This window comes from Methanoculleus receptaculi, from assembly GCF_033472595.1.
GTDB classification, from domain to species: Archaea; Halobacteriota; Methanomicrobia; order Methanomicrobiales; family Methanoculleaceae; genus Methanoculleus; species Methanoculleus receptaculi.
This window is the reverse complement of the sequence record NZ_CP137642.1, coordinates 1,069,180-1,090,609: the sequence shown is the minus strand read 5'-3', so window position 1 is coordinate 1,090,609 and position 21,430 is coordinate 1,069,180. Positions and strand designations below refer to the sequence as shown.

General features: G+C 56.1%; 13 protein-coding genes and 1 pseudogene. 11 read left to right on the top strand and 3 right to left on the bottom strand.

Going from position 1 to position 21,430, the window contains the following annotated elements; translation table 11 throughout:
* The first annotated feature begins 304 nt into the window (after positions 1-304).
* Positions 305-3,712 (top strand): PAS domain S-box protein, encoded by a 3,408-nt coding sequence (locus R6Y96_RS05655; RefSeq protein ID WP_318620231.1) that lies wholly within the window; start codon positions 305-307, stop codon positions 3,710-3,712.
* Between the two features lie 219 nt (positions 3,713-3,931).
* Here R6Y96_RS05655 and R6Y96_RS05650 read toward each other — a convergent pair whose 3' ends face one another.
* Entirely contained in the window at positions 3,932-5,125 is a 1,194-nt protein-coding gene (locus tag R6Y96_RS05650) for a M24 family metallopeptidase (protein WP_318620230.1), read from the bottom strand.
* A 2-nt stretch (positions 5,126-5,127) separates the two neighbouring features.
* Positions 5,128-5,382: a hypothetical protein gene (locus tag R6Y96_RS05645; RefSeq protein ID WP_318620229.1), complete on the bottom strand. Its 255-nt coding sequence runs from the start codon at positions 5,380-5,382 to the stop codon at positions 5,128-5,130.
* A gap of 175 nt (positions 5,383-5,557) precedes the next feature.
* Between R6Y96_RS05645 and R6Y96_RS05640 the strand changes: the two genes are divergently transcribed.
* Entirely contained in the window at positions 5,558-5,851 is a 294-nt protein-coding gene (locus R6Y96_RS05640; RefSeq protein ID WP_214166285.1) for a nucleotidyltransferase family protein, read from the top strand.
* A 107-nt stretch (positions 5,852-5,958) separates the two neighbouring features.
* On the opposite strand, the pseudogene R6Y96_RS05635 reads toward R6Y96_RS05640, so the two are convergent.
* Positions 5,959-6,138, bottom strand: a pseudogene (locus tag R6Y96_RS05635) (IS630 family transposase); the annotation flags it as partial.
* Positions 6,139-6,949: 811 nt separating this feature from the next.
* Here R6Y96_RS05635 and R6Y96_RS05630 point away from each other — a divergent pair.
* The 9 genes from R6Y96_RS05630 to pglZ all read left to right on the top strand — a co-directional run bounded on the left by R6Y96_RS05630 (position 6,950) and on the right by pglZ (position 21,429).
* A complete protein-coding gene (locus tag R6Y96_RS05630) occupies positions 6,950-8,080 on the top strand; it encodes a hypothetical protein (RefSeq protein WP_318620226.1) in 1,131 nt (376 codons plus the stop codon).
* A gap of 36 nt (positions 8,081-8,116) precedes the next feature.
* The gene (locus R6Y96_RS05625) at positions 8,117-9,895 is read left to right on the top strand and encodes a hypothetical protein (RefSeq protein ID WP_318620225.1); all 1,779 of its coding nucleotides are present in this window, start codon (positions 8,117-8,119) and stop codon (positions 9,893-9,895) included.
* A gap of 202 nt (positions 9,896-10,097) precedes the next feature.
* Positions 10,098-10,349, top strand: a complete 252-nt coding sequence (locus tag R6Y96_RS05620) for a hypothetical protein (RefSeq protein WP_318620224.1) — start codon at positions 10,098-10,100, stop codon at positions 10,347-10,349.
* Complete coding sequence (locus tag R6Y96_RS05615; protein WP_318620223.1) at positions 10,315-10,605, top strand: hypothetical protein; 291 nt, start codon at positions 10,315-10,317, stop codon at positions 10,603-10,605. The genes R6Y96_RS05620 and R6Y96_RS05615 overlap by 35 nt, the downstream gene beginning before the upstream one ends.
* 475 nt (positions 10,606-11,080) lie before the next feature.
* Positions 11,081-11,863 (top strand): hypothetical protein, encoded by a 783-nt coding sequence (locus tag R6Y96_RS05610; RefSeq protein ID WP_318620222.1) that lies wholly within the window; start codon positions 11,081-11,083, stop codon positions 11,861-11,863.
* 44 nt (positions 11,864-11,907) lie between these two features.
* On the top strand, positions 11,908-12,405 hold the full coding sequence (locus R6Y96_RS05605; RefSeq protein ID WP_318620221.1) for a BREX protein BrxB domain-containing protein: 498 nt from the start codon (positions 11,908-11,910) through the stop codon (positions 12,403-12,405).
* 5 nt (positions 12,406-12,410) lie between these two features.
* Complete coding sequence (brxC, locus tag R6Y96_RS05600) at positions 12,411-15,878, top strand: BREX system P-loop protein BrxC (RefSeq protein ID WP_318620220.1); 3,468 nt, start codon at positions 12,411-12,413, stop codon at positions 15,876-15,878.
* The gene (locus R6Y96_RS05595) at positions 15,875-19,135 is read left to right on the top strand and encodes an Eco57I restriction-modification methylase domain-containing protein (RefSeq protein ID WP_318620219.1); all 3,261 of its coding nucleotides are present in this window, start codon (positions 15,875-15,877) and stop codon (positions 19,133-19,135) included. Before brxC ends, R6Y96_RS05595 begins: the two co-directional genes overlap by 4 nt.
* Positions 19,132-21,429: a BREX-1 system phosphatase PglZ type B gene (pglZ, locus tag R6Y96_RS05590; protein ID WP_318620218.1), complete on the top strand. Its 2,298-nt coding sequence runs from the start codon at positions 19,132-19,134 to the stop codon at positions 21,427-21,429. The genes R6Y96_RS05595 and pglZ overlap by 4 nt, the downstream gene beginning before the upstream one ends.
* Position 21,430 lies beyond the last annotated feature (1 nt).

Sequence of the window (21,430 nt, the reverse complement as noted above, 5' to 3'; positions counted from 1 at the left end):
TCCGTTCCCTGCCGCGGCCATCTGGCCAATCGCCAATCACTTGCCCGCCCCCTTGTAGGGGCCTGGAGGTGGGGGTGTTTTCTAGAGGTGCGGGGGAGGTGGGGGCGTTTTCCGCCCCTCCCCGGGGTGACACACCCCCCGTGGAGTGCAGGTCCAGCGCCACGGTGAGACCGGGCTGTGACTGCTCCCCCTCCCTCTCAGGGGCCTTCTGGCTGTGTTCTTCGCAAGCCCTGGCGCAATCTCCATCGGTGCCTTCGAAACCTATAAAAAACCGCAGTGCTACCACCTGTACGGGTTTAACTGAATGTCGTATCCAGAACCTCTGCGGATCCTCTACATTGATGACGAGGCCTCGCTGCTTGAGATCGCCCGGATCTTCCTTGAGCGGGCGGGCGGGATGGCCGTCGACACCACTCCAGATCCCCGTGAAGCACTCCGCCTGATCATGAGCGATCGCTACGACGTGATAGTCTCAGACTACCAGATGCCGGAGATGGACGGGATCACGCTCCTCAAAGAGATCCGCGGCGCGGGGTCAAACGTCCCGTTCATCATCTTCACCGGCAGGGGACGCGAGGAGGTGGTGATCGAGGCGCTCAACAGCGGCGCTGACTTCTACCTCCAGAAGGGCGGCGACCCGAAATCGCAGTTTTTTGAACTTGCAAACGCTATCAGGCAGGTTGGCGGCAGGCAGAAGGCCGAAGCCGAGGCCCGAAGAATGGAGGGGATGCTGCATAAGGCCGAACGGCTTGCGCATCTCGGGAGCTGGGAGTTTGACCACAGGACGGGGGAGCTGGTCTGGTCCGAGGAGACCTACCGCATCTTCGGGCGCGACCCCGGGGATGGGGCGCCGGCCTATGATGAGTTCCTCTCGCTCGTCCACCCGGGGGATCGCGCCAGTGTCGATGCGACCTACTCCGCCTCGATCACCGGCGGGAGTGACGGCTACGAGATCGAGCACCGGATCATTCGAGCCGATACCGGTGAGGTTCGCCACGTTGTGGAGCGGTGTGAGCACACCCTGGACATCTTTGGGCGGCCCGTCCGCTCAATCGGGATGGTGCACGACGTAACAGATGCAAAGGAGGCTCAGGAGCGTCTAAAGGAGAGCGAGGAGCGCGTAAAGGCTAAACTGGAGAGCATCCTCTCCCCCGAGGGTGATATCGGCAACCTTGAACTTGCCGATATCACCGATATACCCATGATCCAGTCGCTCCTCAGCGATTTCCACGCCCTCACCGGGATCTCGGTCGCCATCATAGATACACATGGCCGGGTGCTGATCAATGCCGGGTGGCAGGAGATCTGTGCAAAGTTTCACCGGGTTCATCCCGCGACGCTTCGAAACTGCATCGAGAGCGACACGCACCTCTCCACAGGGATCGCTCCCGGAGAAGCGAAGATCTACCGCTGCAAAAACAACTTATGGGATGTCGCATCCCCCATCATCGTGGGCGGCAGACACCTTGGCAACGTCTTCATGGGGCAGTTCCTCCTTAAGGAAGAAGAACCGGATTACGAGGTCTTCCTGGCGCAGGCGCGGCGCCACGGGTTTGATGAAGATGCCTACACCGCCGCGCTCGATGCCGTTCCACGGTTGAGCAGAAAGACCGTGGACAGCGCCATCTCCTTCCTGCGTGAGGCTGCCGTATTCATATCTAAGTTGAGTTACGCCAACATCACCCTGGCGAGATCGCTTGCAGAACGCGACGCCCTGGTGAGAGAGCGCGAAGAGACCGCAAATAAGTTGAGACGAGCCCAGGAGATCGCTCACTTGGGCAGCTGGGAGTTCGATCACACCACGGGCCGGTTGACCTGGTCGGAGGAGGCTGCCCGGATCTCTGGTCTTTCCCCCGGCGACTACTCAGCGGATGACTACTTCGAACTGCTTCACCCCGACGATCGCGCCGCGGTCAGGTCGCTGCATTCCAGATCGCTCACCGGCGGGAGTGACGGCTACGAGATCGAGCACCGGATCATTCGAGCCGATACCGGTGAGGTCAGGTACGTCATTGAACGCGGCGAGCACCAGCGCGACGAGTCCGGGCGGGTCATTCGCACAATCGGGATGGTGCACGACATCACAGATCGCAAACTTGCCGAACTTGAGGCGATGCGGCGTCACGAGGAACTGCAGGCGGCATATGAACAACTCACCGCCATCGAGGAGGAGCTCCGGTCAGGTTTTGAGGAACTTAGTGAGCGGGAGCGGCAACTTCGGGAGAGTGAACGCAGGCTTGCCGAGATCATCGAGTTCCTCCCGGACGCAGCCTTTGTCATCGATGCAGAAGGCCGTGTTATCACCTGGAACCGTGCTATCGAGAGGCTCACCGGTGTTCCAAAAGAAGAGATGCTCGGCAGGGGCGATTACGCGTATGCGGTTCCGTTCTACGGCGAGGCGCGCCCCATACTTATCGATTACGTTCTTAAGCCCGATGAAGCCATTCTGAACCGCTACGAGATCCTGGGGCGAGAAGGAGATCTCCTTGAGAGCGAGACATCGCTTGCCCGCCCTGCCGGGAGGGAGGCCATCCTCAGGCTCAGGGTGTCCCCCCTCTACAACCTGGAAGGCAGGCGTGCCGGTGCTATAGAGACGATCCGGGAGGTGACCGAGCAGAGGCGGGTCGAGAGGGAGTTACGGGAGACCGCTGAGAAGATGGCGGGGATCTTCCGTGCTGCTCCCATCGGTATAGGCATGATGGTGAACGAGATCTTCACGGAGGCAAACGATCGCCTCTGCGAGATCCTCGGCTACACCCGCGATGACCTCATCGGTCGGCACGTCAGGCTGCTCTTCCCGGGCGAAGATGATTATGAGGCCGCCAGGCGTGAGGCGCTTGCCCGGGTCGAGAATACCGGGAGGTTTACGCTTGAGACCGTGGCGCGGCGCGGCGGCAGGACCGATGATCTGGTCTTTCTGGAGGTGTCGGGCACCCCTCTCGGCCAGGCGGAGGTCTCTCACGGGATGGCGCTGACCGTCCAGGATATAACCGAGAGAAAGGCCATGGAGCGGGAGATCGAGTATCATGCCCGGGAACTTGCACAGCAGAGGAACAGCCTGGCCGTCGCGAACAAAAAACTCACCCTTATGAACAGCATCACCCGACACGATGTCTTAAACCAGCTAACAGTCCTTCTTGGCAACCTGTCGCTTGCCAGGATGGCCGGTCCCGGGGAGGATATATCGAACTACCTTGCCCGTGTAGAGGACGCCGCCGAGCGGATCCGCCTCCAGATCGAGTTTACGCGGGACTACACCGACCTCGGTGTCCGGGCGCCCGAGTGGCAGCGGGTCTCCGATCTGATCCGCTCCGCGTCCGCACAGGGGCTGCCGGTCGAGGATGAGACGGGAGACCTGGTTGTCTATGCGGATCCAATGCTTTCAACGGTCTTTTCCAACCTGATGGACAACACCATCCGTCACGGTGAGTCGGCTACACGGGTTCGTGTATGGTCGTACCCCGGGGAGAACGGCGACCTTGTCCTTGTCTGGGAGGATAACGGCGTCGGCATTCCGCTGGAGGAAAAGGAGCGGATATTTGAGCGGGATGTAGGTAAGAACACGGGGCTTGGGCTTTTCCTGATCCGCGAGATCCTGGGGGTCACCGGGATCAGCATCACCGAGACCGGGACGCCGGGAAAAGGGGCGCGGTTTGAGATGAGGGTGCCGCACGGGGTCTACCGGCACGCGGCGTCCGTGGATCTCCGGTGACCGGGCAGGATAGAGGCCGCGACCCCCGGCAGCGAATCCGGCTGACGATTCTCCCCGTCGATAACGGATCGGTCAACCCTGACCTGGTATAACCCCCGATACCCGGCTCATGATCACCTCATGCCGCGAGGATGGGCCGGTAAGGAGCAGACGGTCTCAAAACGGGTTAAGGAAGACCTGTACTGGCCGGATTGAAGGAAGACTCCGGCCGCCGTCGACTCAGTGGACCGGGATCAGCCCGTGGTCTCTCCCGGTGATGGACCTGCCGCCGCCGGGGGTGACAACAAACGTGTTCTCGATCCCCACCATCCCGACGCCCTCGATCCCCTTCTTGGGTTCGAGGGCGATCGTAATACCCTCTTCGAGCGGTTCATCGAAACCGCCGGCGATCACCGGCATCTCGTCCACCTCAAGACCGATGCCGTGGCCCAGGAACTGCACCCGCCGGTTCCCAAAACCCATAAAGTTCTCCAGGAACCCGGGCTCCAGGTTCTCGATTATTCTCCTGTAGATCTCTGACGGCGTTACTCCGGGGCGGAGCAGCGAGGCTGCCTCGTCCTGTACCTCAACGCAACGCCGGTGCGCTTCCATCGCCTCCGGCGGGAGCGCCTCCCCGAAGATGTAAGTCATGGTCTTGTCGGTGTGGTAGCCATCCACCCCGCAACCGCAGTCGAGGAAGACCAGGTCGCCGGGTGCAAGCCGCCGGTCATGGCTGCCGAGCACAGGTGCGCCGGGAGCGACCCCGCGGCACCCGCCCGGACCGTCGAACGCGGTGGGGTAGAGCGAACTCTCGCCAAACCCGATCTGGCCGAGCACCATCTCCGTCCCGAAGCCCCCGAACCTGGTTATGCCGTGGTGCCCTTCCCTGACCATGAGGGCAAAGGTCTCGCCACCGAGTTCGGCCTCGCTCATCCCCTCCCTGAGCATCGCCGGTACGCAATCCTCGAGAATGTGGCGATGAATCTCTCCCGCCCGTTCCATGATGGCGATCTCGTAAGGGCTCTTCTTTGCCCGCACCTTTGCCGTCTGCGCATCGAGCGGGCGCACCTCCCTGAAAGGGAAGTGTTTGCGGAAGCGTTCGAGCAGTGCGAGTGTCACCTTCTCCGAGTCGAGGTAGACCGTTGAGGGGCGAGCGCCCATCCCGGCAGCAGCATCGCGGAAACTCTTCATGGGCCGGATATCGGGGAAGACTGATTCATCAAGCGCCCGCTCAAGACTCCGGCGCACCCAGAGCACGGGTTCGTCCCGGCGGGGGATAAGGAGAACCGCGTCCTGCATCGTCCCGGTGAAGTAGAACTGGTTTGTCCGTCCAAAGATCGCGGCGAACTCCCATGAGGGGTTCTCGGCGTCCATACGGTCCCGGAATCGCTCCATTCTATCCCGGAGTTCGGGGACGGGGGTCTTTTTATCCATACTCACGAATGGGTGGCGGGGGTATTAACCGGGGTGGTTCTCGCCGGGAATGGATTTACCGATTTTAACGAGAGATTTCTGGCATGGAAACCCGGCTCGATATACTCCCCGCCAGAGGTGGTGTAGCCGACACAGCCGAAGGGGTTGTCGTCGATGACCGACTGGACGAGGTTGTTAAACGCCGTTACGTTGGCGATCGGGACGGAAAGGTCCCGGACCGCCGTTTTGTTCACGGTCTTCTGGACGAAGTCTGCCATGGTTACTCCTCGCCTGCCAGGCTTCCCGGGAATACGACAGACGATCATAAGAGATCAGTCTGACTTTATCGGGAGGCTGGCCCTGAGCAGGTCACGATACCCGGTTCTGTACGGCGATGCACCACCAGGAGGCAGATTTATGTTCCTTGCTCCCGATAGAACAGATTGAACGGATATGCCCGTCACGCTGGATCTGATCCGGAAGAAGCGGTCCAGGATTCTCGCAATAGCCGGGCGGCACGGTGCAACCAACCTGCGGATCTTCGGGTCGGTCGCCCGGGGAGAGGCGGGGTCGGAGAGCGATCTCGACCTCCTGGTGGAGATGGAGCCGGGCAGGAGCCTCCTAGACCATATCGCGCTCATCCAGGACCTGGAGGAGGACCTCGGGTGCAGGGTGGATGTGGTGACCGAAAAAGCGCTCAAGGAGCGATACAGAAAGAAGATCCTTGAGGAGGTGGTGCCGCTCTGAAGGACGGGAGCGAGCGGCTCATCGACATCCTGGATGCGATCGATTGAGATTGAGCGGTATGCGGTCCGGGGCAGGGATGCTTTTTTGCAGGACGAACTAGTGCCGCGTCAACCTTCTAACGTCGGGTAAAGCCGTTTGAGTTTGATCCGTGCATCTTCAGTCGTGAACTGCCAGTTTACGTTTGCATTTTTATTATTTCTGGCATTTTCCCACGCTTTTACTTCTGCCCTGACCTCACCGATCTCCGCGATTCTCCGTGACAGGCACTGGCGGGTCAGTACGTTCAGAACCGGAAATTGGCTGCTCTACAGCGTGTATAAGGGTCCAGAGAGGGAAATATACGACATCGAGCCGGTTGTCATCCAGTATGGGAAGGGTGTTGAGAAATTGCTCCATGAAACTCTTCTCCTTCCCAATCGGGAGCGGATCCGGTCGGACAACAGGTTCTGCAATGATTCCAAAGATGGAGTTCGACCGATCTTCTGGAAAGGTTCTGAATGGGAGAAGATCCCACCGCTTCCGTTCACGCTGAAGACCGTGCTTGGTAACGACGAAAAGTCACTTGCTCTTGGCCAGTGGGGGCACCTTGGCAGTGACATCCAGAGGGGGCTGGCGAACCCAGTGACACGGGAGTTCTCTGCTCTGCTCCAGGAGCAAGGGATCTCCATGAAGATTCTCGCAGACCTCGGGAAACTGTGCCGGGATCTGTCTCTTGAGCGGAACGGGGCGGCGCACATCTCGTTCTACAGCAGGGATGAGGTGATGGAGAAGAGGGGCGAGATGGTGAAGGTCATCAACGACATCATTGGCAGAGTCTCCAGATCAGGCGGTGATTCCCAATCTGCGTGATTTCGGGAGACATCTGGGTTGGGGAGGGCGGATATTAATCTGAAGGGAAAATGGACAACCGGACGTCCGAACGATCGCCCTCTCAATAAATAGGCCAGCACAACGAAACTCTCCATATCGGAACTATTTTTAGTGGTGGTGGAATTTTCTGCAGTTTTTCGGTTGCCTAGGTAGGTAAGACATCGCATTCGTATTTTAAGATGTAAACGAAAGTTATATCACCTTATTCACCAACCACTCGGTTGTCTGGTGCTGGATATGACCACGTATGATGAAATGCTTGGTTTCGATTATACCGATGAGGGCGCGTGGAAAGAATTTGTCACCTCAGAGATCCTTCCCCTCTACATTGCAGCGGTTAAGATCACTGAGTTCTCTCAATATTTAAGAAGAAAATTGGAGAGTTCTTTTACAGATGCATTTTTAGAGAATAAGGGTATCCAGAAGATGCTTCTCGGGGGAGTAACTCCAGATGGTGAATATGCCGAGAATAGCCTCGCTAAGTTTTATAAAGAACGTATTGGAGTCTACATCGACCCTCATCTCTGGGTTTCGTTATGTAAGGAGCCTGACACTGAAACGCTTCAACATATCAAGGTTCACTTATCTCAGCCGCTGATTCCCCATAGGTCGAACGATGTCTGTGATTTAAGTAGCAAAATACTCAGGTCAGCAGGCCATGATCTTCCTGAAATTGATGAGGACGTCCTTAACGGTTTCATCCAAGATCCAGAGAGTATCATAGACGAATTCGAGACGGTATATTCCCAATTGATCAAGATCTCAGCGACATACAACTATCATACGTTCTTTGCCATGAGTACTCGTCTAACACCAAAATTTTTCCTTTTTGAAGCCTATCCGCGGTTAAAAATACATTTCGACGCGGTAACAGCACTGTTAGGGCTAGTAGTGACCGAGATTCCCCGGGTCAACAAAACAGCGTATCAGGGCGATATGGTTTTGATCGGACATACACCAGAGGGATTCGCCGACAGCCTTTATAAGTTGAATCAGATTGCCTGGTATAGCTTATCCTCCTTTGCTTTATTCGACGGTCAAGTTCCACCTCTTCGGGATGAGTTCATCGAGAACATTCAGATGAGTAATCCCGGTCTGAAACCACTGAGCGAGGCATTTGAAGTGACGAAATACTACCTCACTGATAACGGGCTTAACGTTCTGGGGTATACCGGTAATTCGAGGAATTTTTACCGTGCTTGCGAAATGAGTCTCCAGCACTTCCTCCGTATTGCTGCCCCGTATCTCTTCATGGGTCTGATGACTCTGGAGATAGAACGTGGGCCCCGCACACAATACGAGAGAGAAATTGTTGGATCACAACCGGCGCTGTATGTTTGTTCTACCTATCATGGCTAATGAGAGGTCCGAAGAATCGTAAAGGGTGGTTCTTACATGTCCATGGAAGTGAATAAAGAGAACAGCGGGCAGATGCCCGATGGGCGCCCCCCGGGCATCAGTGCAGATACCGGGCGGGAACCGAAAGGCAGTATGAGCGACGGGCCGGAATTAGAGGAGTCTCTTTTTGGAGGTGAACTTATCCCTGCGGTTAGTGTCCCAATTGTAAAGTTACCGGAACAGGCAAAAGAACACTCCCTAAAGGTTGAATTTGATTGCACTATTCCTGAAATCAACCGGCAGGGCAGCCTGGACCTGAGTGTGCCGATACTCCGCTTACGGCCGGGGAGTATCACCATGAGCAAGGTTGTGCTGGACGATCATATTCCCTTAATACCAAAAGAAGATGTCCATTTTTACGTCCCTGTGGTGAGTCTTCAACAGTCCGCTCCAGTTCTTCATAATACCTGGACTGAATGTGCTAGCGATGTCCAGGAGCACTGGGTCACTACGTACGCAACGCTCCGTGAACAGACTTCGACTGATAGAGAAGACATGAAGGAAACCCCGGAGACAACCTCACCAGACTCACCATCTGGAGGGGGCGCCGGCATACCCGAGGAGCCTCCAGATGTCATGCAGTACCTATTTGGGATCAAAAACGATGACCTATCGACCCGGCGGCCAAAGATCATTCTCTACAAAGAACTACCCGAGGACAACACCCTGGCCAGTTTTGAAACCTGCTGTTTACGTGTCTACCGGGAACAGGCAGGCGGGGATCCAAGATTACAGCTACAGCCCATCAGCGGGCTGGACGAAACCATTGTGACCTATTTAGACCGATGGGCAGATCCAGGCCATCGCCTTATCACGCTGGATCTTGATTACTTTGACCAAGCGGAAGCAGAGAAGTGGCTTGAACCAAAAAATCTGCGTGACTTCCTGAGGAGAGCAATCGCCGCAGACTATGGGTTCATTATCTTCAAGTCCCGGAGAGAGGATCTTTTTGAGAACTGCCGGCAATTGGTTGAGGAGCGGCTCGCGTCTGAGATCGGCCATCTCCTGGATATTCATGTTGTTAAACCCAATTCTCTTTCGATCGATGAGAAGAGATGGATTTCATCAATCTTCTGGGGGAATTGCGCGCGAATTAAGGAAGAACTCCCGATAGTTGCTCATTATCGAGATGGGGGAGGCAGGGAGACGCGCATCTCTTCATATGACTTAGACATAGTCTTCAACAAAAAGTGTAGGAAAGAGTACGAGAAAGAGTTCACCTCGTTCATCAGAGGAGAAAACAGGCTGTACCAGATCGTGACAAAAAAGAGATCCAGAGAGTCCGATGAGCACTATCTGATGAAGTGTTATGTTGTCCGATACCTCTCTGAAAAATATCAGTTGAAGACTATTGTGGAGATAACAGAAGCCATTCAAACTGAAAAGCCCCAAGATTTGAGCTCCAGCCCCGAATATTTCATTCCGGACGTTTTGTATAAGAAAGACAATGAGTATTACGAGATAGAGACGCTGTTTGCGGGAGATAGAAACGGAAAAGAACTCGTCAACCATTTGTCGGAGACTGTGTTGAAATATAAATCAGATCGCAATAATCCTGCAAGAGTCTATGTTGTCATCGACAACGTTGCTGCCATTAGACATATGAGCGATCTCCTCTGGCTTGAAGAGACGTTCCGCGATCAGCAGGTCATTCCGGTCAGATTCCTGACCTTCGACATCACCTCGAAGGGGTTAATCCCGATACAGGAAGTAAATCATATGCTGCAGAAGATAATGCATGATAAAACCTTAATATCCAAATCCGGCACTACCTGATCCCCCACGCATCATTTTTACCCATAAATGCTCTAATTACGATAGGGGTTTCGTCTCGGAGGCAAACGAGAACCTGCTGCGAGAGTCAGGACTCCAGTTCGTCCTCCCCCAGCGCCGCAACAGCACCCGGTATGAGACCCGGATCCACCTCACCGACCACTTCTTCTACCACAAACGGCTGATCCATGCGGGGAAACGTGAGGTGGACGGGGTGACGCTCTACCTCTATGAGGATGTCGATCTGGTGGCGGAGGAGGAGAAGACGCTCTACCGGTTGCTGGAAGAGGGGGTGATCGACCGAGAGACGCTGAATAAGCGACTGAAGCGCGCCGGCCGGATCCTGATCGTCTCCTCCCTCGCGGCAGAACCCCGGGAGGTTTACGACCTCTACAAGTCCAGAAGCCTGGTGGAAGAACATAATGCTTGTGTTCAAGAGTTTAATCCAGGCGGATAAACTATACCTCCGTGATGCAACGGCGGTCTTTGGCCACGTCTTTGTGGGGTTCCTGTGTCTCTACCTCTACTGCAGGATCCTGAATAGGATCAAGAAAGTGGGAATGACCGCTCATCTCTCACCGCATGGTCTCCTCCTGAAACTTTCAAAGGTGTATGCAGTGAGGAGCGGGGAGGAGAGAGCGATCACCGAGGTGCCAAAGCAGGTACGGAAGATCGCAGAGAGGCTTGAACTGAATATATTCCCTAATGTATGAGGAGATTGGGCTGTAACTGTGACCGGGGGCGCCGGCGGGAGCTTGCCCTCCGGTTTCCGCGGTTTGTGCGGTGGCGCGATGATAGGAGCCCAGAGGAAGCAACGACGACCGCCGAGGTTGCTACGATGTTTTACCGCCACAGGGGGGGGGCGGTGATACGTTTCTTTTCACCCTCTTTGCTGGAAGAAAATGGTGTTCTAAGCGCGGGAGCGTGTCGGGAGAGAGATGAGAGTTATTGAGGTTCACTGAGTCATTTTCAACTATCGGACAGTTTCTTTCAAATCACTTTTGTCTGACGGTTTTTACCCCCGCTACCCCAGGAGCCTTCATACCGATCTACCAGTCGGCTGTGTGCGAGGAGCCTTGCCATTTCTCCGGGATGGCGGGGCTGGCTGGAGGTGTCCGGATAGAAACAGGCTTATCGCGAAAGAGTTTTTCGTTAACTATTTATCAGGCCGTGAAGATATCCAAAGTCGTGAATACAAATATTCCCGGAAACTGTTCTTTTCCCGAAGAGTTGGGGTTTCTGGACTCTGCAAGCGCTCACACCGGACGCACTATCATGTTTAAAGAACTTTCTTTGCTGCTCGAAGTTACTCCACATGAGATCTCATTCGATGAGATCCGCAGGAAAGTAGAGCAGGAAAACATCCTCATGAAGAGCAGTGTTTCGGGTAGAGAGAAGAGCTTCTATCACCTGAAATCGTCTTACGGGCTTGATGTACAGGTTCCTGTATTTCGCGCACTTCGTTTTCTGTGGGATTTTGATCCCCGGGAGAGGCGGATGCTTGCTCTCCAGTGCGCCCTCGCCCGGGATACCATCCTCCGTGCGTCTGCACCGTTTATTCTCTCCTTAAAGGTTGGAGAGGTGGCCGAGAAAGAGTTGCTGATGGATCTTGTAGAGAAAGAGTACCCTCACAGGTACAGCCCAAAGACGGTCAGGTCCATAAGTAAAAATCTTCTCTCATCCTGGACGCAGTCAGGGCATCTGGAAGATAAAAACATGAAAACAAGGGTAAAAGCAACCGCAGGGCCGGCATCAGTTACATACGCGCTCTTCCTTGGCTACCTTTGCGGTGTGCGTGGGAAACTGCTCCACAATACCGTATGGGCAAATGTACTGGATGCAACGGATTCGGAAATTCAAGAATATGTTTACGAATCAGTGAGGAAAGGCTGGCTGATCTACAAGAATGCAGGTGGGATCGTTGAGGTCTCTTTCCCTCCTGATTTTGCTGACGGGATTCGATGGTTATGAGTAAGATTGACGATCTTATTGTGGCTTACAAAACGCAGGTTTCGTTGGAATGGAATGAGATGCTCTCCGGAGAGGAGAAGGTCTGGTTCTGCGTCTACGACCCTTCTTACGAGCGGAATATACGCGCTCGTCTCAGTGAATTTAAGATAGTTACCGAACAGGCCAAGCATAACTGGCAAGAGGTTGACGTCACCGGGATGTTTGAGAGGTGGCTGGCAGATAACGAATACCTTGAGGACTACTTTGCGGATCCGTCCCTTCTAAAGTATGATCTCGATGACTTTGTTACCTGCCTCGCGGATCACCTTGCAGAGAGGTTGAAGGATGCCGACGACTCAACCGTGGTTGCCGTGATCGGCATAGGGAGTCTATACGGAATCGTCCGGGCGAGTGCAGTTATCGATCGATTGATCAGATCTACGAAAATCCCCGGTCGTCTTATGTTCTTCTTCCCCGGCGACAGGGATGGGCGCAATTATCGGCTGCTGAAAGCCCGTGACGGCTGGAACTACCTCGCAACGCCTATTGAGGCGCGAGAGTGATGAGTATGGTTTCAAATGATTTAATCTTAAACAGAGATGTCTTCCAGAGGGATCCGCTTACTTATACCATCCCGAACGATGGTGTAACAAAAGTAGGTCCCATCACCACAGAGGACGAGTGGGCTGTTGCCCGCTACGAACTTGAAAATTTTGTCTGTAAAGGATCGTATCACAGGGGGTTAAAAAATATCCTTGAATCGTTCCTCTATAATCTTGACCAGCCATCGCAGCCCGCAATATGGGTTAGCGGGTTCTTTGGCTCCGGAAAATCACATCTTGTTCGTGTGCTGGAGTTCCTCTGGTGTGATCTGAAGTTTCCCGATGGGGTGTCTGCACGGGATGTATGTATGCTCCCGGATGACGTGCGGGACGCCCTAAACGAGCTTACTATTGAGAGCCGCAGGCATGGAGGCATATGGTCAGCTGCGGGGACTCTGAGTGCTGGATCCGCTAACGACCCCCGGGTTGCCATACTCCAGGTTGTCCTCCGTTCCGCTGGTCTCCCGGAGGATATCGATACCGCCCGCGTGCACCTCTGGCTCGCAGAGCTCGGGATCCTCGATGCCGTGCGGGACAGACTCCGCGAACAGGATCGTGAGAGAGATATGACCCGCCCCTTTGTCTCTCGAAAGTTTGCCGAGGCCCTCATCGAGTTTAACCCTGATTTCCGTGGTATGGATGTGGAGCAGGTCAGAGAGGATCTTCGACGGCAGTTTGGAGCCGATTTTCAGATGACAAATTCGACCATGGTCGAGATGCTCAAGGATATATTTGCCATGAAGAGCACCGTAGCCGGAAAGATGCCTCTGGTGCTGATAGTTCTCGATGAGGTTCAGCAGTACCTGACGATCGGGGAGAGATCGGATCAGTTGTTAATCTTCCAGGAGGTCGTTGAGGATTGCTGTAAAAAATTTGGTTCAAAGGTGCTCTTTGTCGCTACAGGACAGGATGCGCTACATGCCAACATCCAGTTACAGCGCCTCCAGGATCGGTTTTCCCTGCAGGTTCCACTGGAGTCAAAAGATGTCGACGTGGTGCTCCGTCAGACGATCCTCCGGAAGAAGGAGTCGATGAAAGAACCCCTTAAAGGTGTTCTGGAGTCGGTCAGCGGTGAGATCTCACGCCACCTTGACGGATCAAGTCTGGCACCAAGGCCCGGGGATGAGGATGTTCTGGTGCTTGATTATCCTCTACTGCCTACCAGGAAACGATTCTGGGAACGAGTCCTGCAGAGTGTTGACCGGGGAGGGATGAGCACCCAGTTGCGCAATCAGTTGCGGTTGACCTTTGAGGGGAGCCGTGAGTTTGCTAAAGATCCAGTCGGAACGGTCATTCCGGCAGATTTCATCTTCAACCAGCAGAGCACTTACATGATACGGAACAACATCCTCTACCCAAAGATCTACGAGAGCATCAGCAAGGAGGATGACGGGACGAAGGAGGGGCGGCTTCGTTCCCGGATAATGGCGCTTCTTTTTCTGATCCAGCTGCTGGATGAATCAATCGGGATCAGAGCCACACCGGATACCCTCACCGATCTCCTGATCACAGATCTGACGGCAGGGAGCGAGGACCTGAGGCAGGAAATCCCGACCCATCTCAAAGACCTTCATGACCGCGGGGTGATCGCAAAGGTCGGGGATGAGTACCGCATCCAGACCGAGGAGGGTAGCATCTGGGAAGGAGATTACCAGCAGCGAAAAGCCAACGCCCGGGCGAGCGATACGAGCATAACGTTCAAGCGGGACGAAGTCCTCAGGAACTGTGTCGCCAAACGTCTTGGGAGTTTCTCGCTGTCACAGGGGGTGAGCAGAACCCCGCGCGGGATCGATATAACCTATTTCACCCCGCAGAGACCTGAGATCAGGTCGAATGTGCCGGTATGGCTACGGCATGGGTGGGAGGTCACCGAAGCAGGTGTTAAGTCGGAGGCGGCCGCTGAAGGGAATGAAAGCCCGATGGTGATGGTCTTTTTACCACGGCTGAACCATGATGCGCTAAAGGATGAGATCGCCGGGCTGCTCGCTGCTGAGGGGGTGCTAAGCGAACGTCCGGCCCCGACCACACCCGAAGGCGATCAGGCTAGGTCCAACATAGAGGCGAAACTCCGCGGCCACATGCAGAGGATCGATTCGCTGGTCGATGAGATCCTGAAGAACGCACATGTGTATATCGGCGGTGGCACCCCTATCGAGGCTGATTCGTTTGCAGGTGCGGTCAGGAAGGCAGCAGAGCAGGCTGTCCAGCGTATGTACTACCGGTTCTCTGATGCTGATGCCACGGGATGGGATCGTGTCATCACCCGTGTGAAGAGTGGTGACTGGACACCGATGAAGCAGATCGGGTTTGAAAGAGAGCCCGAGGAGCATCCGGTCTGCAAGGAGATCCTGAAGCGGCTGAACACGCCGAAGATCGGAAACGAGGTGCGTAAAGCGCTTGAAGCGCCGCCGTTCGGCTGGCCGCGGGACGCGATAGACGGGGCTTTGATGGTGCTGGCGGCCACCGGTCACCTGAAAGCCCGTTTCAATAACAGGCCGATATATGCTTCTGATCTGGATAAGACCAAGATTGGGAAGACAACTTTTGAGGCGGAGAATATAGTCCTCTCTCCCAACGAGAAACTTGCGGCCCGCGAACTCTATACGAAGCTGGGTCTGTCTGCGGAGCCGGGGCGTGAGGTGGAAGAGGCGGTGATCTTCCTTGAGCGTCTCCGTTCCCTTATCGAGGCTACCGGTGACGACCCCCCGCTGCCGCCACGAGAGTCGCCCACTTACCTTGCTGAACTCCAGGCATACTCAGGCAACCAGTTGGTGCGGGAACTGGTTGGACGGCGTGAGGTTATCAAACAGGATATTGAGAGGTGGAAGACGATAAAGGCCAAGATCGAGGAGCGGAAGCCTGCATGGGATGCACTGCAGCATCTGGTCTCGCACGCTGAGGGGTTTGAGGATCTTGATGATATCAGGACCGAGATGGAAGCGATCTGTAAGAATCGGAGTCTGCTCCACGATCCTGATCCGGTCGAACCGCTGCTTGCTGATCTTCGGAAGGGGCTGCGTGAAGCCCTGAATACCGGGATCACCCGCGTGGAGGAGGCGCGAAAGGAGGTGCTCGCTGCACTTGAGGCTGATCCTGACTGGCAGAGACTTGATGATGCAGACCGGGCACGTCTGATCCGGGAATACAATCTCGGTGAGTCATTGCCGTTGAAGATAGGGACAGACGCTGAGATAGTGGAGCACCTTAGAAAGACTCCGCTGACGTCTTTCGATGGCCGCGTGATGCTGGTCAGGGGGGCGCTTGACCGGATAAGGGTTGCGGTGGCAAAGATCCTTGAGCCAAAGACGGTGATTGTCTCTCTCGGGGCGCCGGTGACGGTGAAGACCCCGGATGATCTCGATGCATACCTGAAGGGTGTCCGCAGGCGGGCGCTGGCTGAACTTGAGAAGGGGACTCCGGTGATGCTCAGATGACGGTGCTCTCTCGCGAGGCGAGGAGCGCTCTCGATGAGGCGATACAGGAGGCTCGCAGGAAGGCTGAACAGGGGGCGAGAAATGCTCTGCTGGTTCTTGGTGTTGATGAGGAGCGAAAGCCAGGTTATCTCACGGCGGAGCAGGCGGAGATACGTCGGCAACTCCGGACGGAGTGCCGCAGGCTCGGGTCGTTTGACGACCTTGTCAGGTCGGTAGCTTACGAGCGGTGGCACCGGATGCTTTTTGCGCGGTTCCTGGCCGAGAACAGCCTGCTGATCCACCCGGAGTTCAGAGTGCCTGTCACCCTTGATGAGTGTGAGGAGATCGCCCGTGAGGAGGGGCGGGATCTCTGGGAGGTTGCCGGGGATTATGCGGCAGAGATGCTCCCCGGCCTCTTCAGGCGTGATAGCCCGGTGACGCGGGTCAGGTTCGCGGCCGAGGATACCATGGCGCTCCGGTCGATCCTTGCGAGGATTCCTTCGGAGACGTTCCTTGCCGAGGATGCGCTGGGGTGGACATACCAGTTCTGGCAGACCGATGCAAAGAGGGAGGTGAACGCCTCTGAGAGGAAGGTGGAGGGCTACGATATCTGCGCGGTGACCCAGCTCTTCACCGAGCCCTACATGGTGCAGTTCCTGCTCCAGAACACGCTCGGCGCCTGGTGGCTTCACCTCCATCCGGATAGTCCTCTCCGGAATGAGTGGCGCTACTACAGGGAGGGGGTGCAGCACGACTTTTCTGCCTGGCCTGAGAGCCCGGCGGAGTTGAAGATCCTCGACCCCTGCTGCGGGAGCGGGCATTTCCTGGTCGCGGCGTTTCATATGCTGCTTGCCATGCGAAGGGAGGTTGGTGAGGAGACGGAGGCCGCGATCAGGGGCATCCTGACGGAGAACCTCCACGGGCTTGAACTTGATCCCCGGTGCATCCAGATCGCGACGTTCTCCATCGCGCTGGAGGCGTGGAAGGCCGGGTTCCCGACCGATTCATACCTGCCGGTGCCAAACCTGGCCTGCACAGGGATACCGATCAGGGCTAAGAAGGAGGAGTGGCTGAGTCTTGCCGGGGATGATGGGCTGCTGGAGGGCGTGCTTGCGCAGTACTACGACCTCTTCAAGAACGCTGACACCCTCGGCAGCCTGATCCGGGTGGATAAGCAGCCGACCCTTGTCGACCCGAAAACTCTGGAGAAGAAGTTTGAGCAGGCTCTGCGGCGGGAGAAGGATGCGGCCGATCCGGTCGCGGAGACGTTTGGCGAGACGGGCGAGGGGGTGCTGAAAGCGGCAGGTCTCCTCTCCAGGCGGTATGATTATGTCATGACGAACGTCCCCTATCTGACCAGCGGGAAACAGGGAGAGGTTCTGAGGGGCTTCATTGAGGAGAACCACCCTCTGGCAAAGAACGATCTTGCAACGGTGTTTCTTGAGCGGTGCCTCGCTTTCTGCCGGCCGGGAGGGAAGGTCAGTATTGTTCTGCCACAGAACTGGCTCTTCCTGGCATCGTATAAGCGGTTCAGGGAGCACCTGCTGAAGAAAGAGCGCTGGGACCTGCTGGTGAGGCTGGGCCCCGGCGCATTTGAAACCATCTCCGGCGAGGTTGTGAAGGCCATTCTCCTGAACCTCACCCATGCGAAACCGCCAGAGGGGCACCTCCTCTGCGGGCTGGATGTCTCGGAGGAGCGCGATGCGGGGGCAAAGGCCCGGGCGCTTCTGGATGCAGAGATATCGTGTGTGGAGCAGGCTGGGCAGTTGGGGAATCCGGATGCGAGGATCATTTTAGATGATATACATAGTTCTGGACTACCTCTACTTACAGAATTTGTAGATACCTCACAGGGTCTAAAAACAGGTGACGATAACCGATACAGAAGAGAATTTTGGGAAATTGCTTACTCTATCAGAAGCTGGCGTTATTATCAAAGTACTACCGAAGAATCGCAAAATTTGTACGATGGAATGCATTATTGTGTAGATTGGAGAGATTCAGGCAAAAATATGGCGAGATTACAAGGCCAGAGTGCATGGGGAAATAAAGGGATTGCAGTCAGCCAAATGAGAGAGTTAAATCCAACTTTCTACTCCGGTGAACTTTACGATAGCAATGTCGGTCCAATAATCCCCCACGACCCCTCCCACCTCCCCGCCATCTGGTGTTTCTGCTCCTCTCCTGATTACAACATCGCCGTCCGAAAAATCGACCAGAGCCTCAAAGTCACCAACGCCACCCTCGTTAAGGTTCCCTTCGACCTCCCCCACTGGCAGAAGGTTGCTGCCGAGAAGTACCCCCACGGCCTCCCCGCGCCCTACTCAAACGACCCCACCCAGTGGATCTTCCACGGCCACCCATGCGGAAGCGTCATCTGGGACGAGGAGACAAAGATGCTCGCCCGCGGCCCCCTCCGCACCGATGGAACAGTCCTCCACGTCGCCATCGCCCGCCTCCTCGGCTACCGCTGGCCTGCCGAACTCGACCCCGATATGGAACTTGCCGACCTCCAGCGGGAGTGGGTGGCAGAGAGCAAGAAACTCCTTTCCTTCGCCGACAAGGACGGCATCGTCACAATCCCCTCCATACGGGGCGAGGGAAGGCTCGTCGACCGGCTCCGGTCGCTCCTTGCCGCCGCCTATGGTCCTGCGTGGTCACCCCACGTGGAGGACGAACTCCTCAGACAGGCCGGATACACAAAAAAGGATGGAAGCCTCAAAGGCGACCTCGAAGGATTCCTCAGGGACGAGTTCTTCGCCTCCCACTCCCGGCTATTTAACAATCGGCCGTTCATCTGGCAGGTCTGGGACGGAACAAAAGACGGTTTCTCGGTGCTGCTCAACTACCACAAACTCGATAAACGCAACCTTGAACGGCTGACCTATACCTATCTTGGAGCCTGGATCAACCAGCAGCGGACAGAAGTGGAAAAGGGCCTCCCTGGTGCCGAGCGGCGGCTTGCAGCCGCAGAAGACCTGAAAGAACGGCTCGCAAAGATCCTTGAGGGTGAAGAGCCATACGACATCTTTGTCCGGTGGAAACCTCTCCACGAACAACCGATCGGCTGGGACCCCGACCTGAACGACGGTGTGCGTCTCAACATCCGGCCCTTCGTCAAGGCCGGAGTGCTCCGATCGAGACCAAACATCAACTGGAATAAAGATCGCGGAAAAGACCCCGTCCCAAATGCTTCCGGGAGCGTGGAACGCTACAACGACCGCCACTTCAAGCTTGAAGAGAAACGGAAGGCAAGAGAAAAGGTGAAAGAGAGATGACAACCCTGCTAGATGCCATCGACAACGCCATCAGAGCGGCGATCAGGGACTACAACCGCGAAAACACCACACCTCCGGTAGCCCTCCTCTGGCCCGACCCGAGCGGAGAGTGGCAACCGGTGGCAACCCTGCTCAGAGAGGAGAAGGGCCTCCCGATCATAACACTCGGTGACTACGACCCCGGGCAGTGGCGGGGCCCGGCCATCTACATCCGCTGCCTGGTAGAAGGCACCCTCCCCGGAACAGGGCTGCCCGACAACGAAACGCCGGTCATATACCTCCCCGGCTACTCCAGGATCGAACTCCGCAACATAGGTGACGGTCCTGAACCCATCCAGCCTCTCGCAGAACTCCAGTATCGGGGCGCAATCTGGTCCCACCGCAACGGACGGGACTGGACGATAGCACGATTTCTTAAGGCGCACCTCGACATCGCCACCACCTCCGACCAGGACACAAAAAAGTTGCTCAGAGACAACATCGACAAACTCTGCAACGAACCCATCAGTTCAATCAAGAGCCACCAGCCCCTCAATGCCGCCTATCTTGCCAGCCTCGCCCAGCCAGATTACCGAAAACAGATCCTCCTCTGGATGAACTCACCACAGGAAGAAAAGGAGCGGATGGGCCCAAAAGATTGGTCGTCGTTTCGCTACATCTGCAAGACGGATTATGGGTTCGACCCCCATACCGACGGCGTCGCAACCGCTGTCGAACTGCTCACCTCACAGGGCAAGCGATGGGCGGACGTCTGGGAGCGTTACAGAGAAAACCCCCATGCTTACCCAAACATACCCACACTGATCCGAAACACCCCCCTGCCGCCGCTGCCAATGTTCAGTGAGTCGTGGCCCCAGATCAATGATGCCATGGAAGAAGATCTCCGCCAGGCACTCCTCAACCTCCAGGGTGCCCCCATCGACGAAGCCCGCCGGGAGATCCTGCGGCTTGAGGAAGAACACGGAGCCCGGCGCTCCTGGGTCTGGGCCGACCTTGGCGAAAGCCCACTTGCCTTCGCTCTCCAGCACCTCTCCAGGCTCGCAAAACTGACAGAAGACTTCAGGTTTGGCGGAACCATCGAGGAACAGTCGAAGCGCTACGCCAACGAATACTGGAGGGCTGACGATGCCATTGTCATGGCGCTTGCCCACGTCAGGAGACAGGAGGATCGAAAGGCTGTAACCACCGCGATCCGCGCAATCGCACGTAAATGGCTTGATGACCTCGCCACGGCATTTCAGGACGAATGGCTTAAATCTCCCCCGGAACAGCATAAAGAGACATGGGAGCCATCTCAGGGCGAAGTGCTGCTCTTCGTCGATGGGCTCCGTATGGACATCGGCCGCCGCCTTGAGGAGCGGTTGCAGAGATCTGGCTGCACATGCACCCTGACTTACCGTCTCTCAGTCCTCCCCACCACCACCGAGACCGCAAAACCTGCTGTCATGCCCATCGCAGGAGAACTCGCTGGAGGGCAGAACCTCACCCCCGTAACCAGGACTGGAGCAGTCGCACAGATCTCTGCACTGAGAACGCTCCTTAAAGAACAGAAGATCCAGGTGCTGGGGGATGACGGTTACGGCGACACGGAGGGCCGGGCATGGACAGAATGCGGGAACATCGATCGGGCGGGACATGAGAGAGGCAGCGAACTGCCAGCGGCCCTTGACGACGAACTTGCAACGATCGAACGGCGGATCATCGACCTCCTTGATGCCGGGTGGCAGCAGGTCAGCGTCGTCACCGACCACGGATGGCTCCTCCTGCCGGGTGGTCTGAACAAGACCGATCTCCTCCAGTCGCTCGTCTCGTTCAAGAAAGGCCGAGGCCGGTATGCGGATCTCCTGCCCGACAGCACCACCAATCTCCCCACTGTAGCCTGGTTCTGGGATAGAAATGTCCGGATTGCCCTCGCACCCGGGATCACCTGCTTCGAGGCAGGCAGGGAGTATGACCACGGCGGGTTAAGCCCCCAGGAGGTTGTCGTGCCCGAGATCGTCGTGACCAGAGGGTCGGGTGCAGCACAGAGACTGGTCATCCAGACACCCTCCTGGAGAGGCCTCCGCTGCCATATCACGGTCGATGGTGCCGAAGGCTACACCGTTGACATCCGGTTAAAACCGGGTGACCCGGCGACCAGCGTCACCAAGGATAAAAAAACAGTTCCACGTGAAGGGGCGGTCTCGCTTCTTGTTCCAGATGACAACCTTGAAGGAAAGGAAGCTATGATCGTCGTTCTCGATGAGAATGGAAACACAGTGACCCAGCGCAAGACGATCATAGGAGTGGAATAGT

Coding starts and splice junctions, on each gene's coding strand:
- R6Y96_RS05615 (WP_318620223.1), top strand. CDS start 10,315: ATGCTTGTGTTCAAGAGTTTAATCCAGGCGGATAAACTATACCTCCGT.
- R6Y96_RS05595 (WP_318620219.1), top strand. CDS start 15,875: ATGACGGTGCTCTCTCGCGAGGCGAGGAGCGCTCTCGATGAGGCGATA.
- brxC (WP_318620220.1), top strand. CDS start 12,411: ATGGTTTCAAATGATTTAATCTTAAACAGAGATGTCTTCCAGAGGGAT.
- R6Y96_RS05625 (WP_318620225.1), top strand. CDS start 8,117: ATGTCCATGGAAGTGAATAAAGAGAACAGCGGGCAGATGCCCGATGGG.
- R6Y96_RS05645 (WP_318620229.1), bottom strand. CDS start 5,382: ATGGCAGACTTCGTCCAGAAGACCGTGAACAAAACGGCGGTCCGGGAC.
- pglZ (WP_318620218.1), top strand. CDS start 19,132: ATGACAACCCTGCTAGATGCCATCGACAACGCCATCAGAGCGGCGATC.
- R6Y96_RS05640 (WP_214166285.1), top strand. CDS start 5,558: ATGCCCGTCACGCTGGATCTGATCCGGAAGAAGCGGTCCAGGATTCTC.
- R6Y96_RS05655 (WP_318620231.1), top strand. CDS start 305: ATGTCGTATCCAGAACCTCTGCGGATCCTCTACATTGATGACGAGGCC.
- R6Y96_RS05650 (WP_318620230.1), bottom strand. CDS start 5,125: ATGGATAAAAAGACCCCCGTCCCCGAACTCCGGGATAGAATGGAGCGA.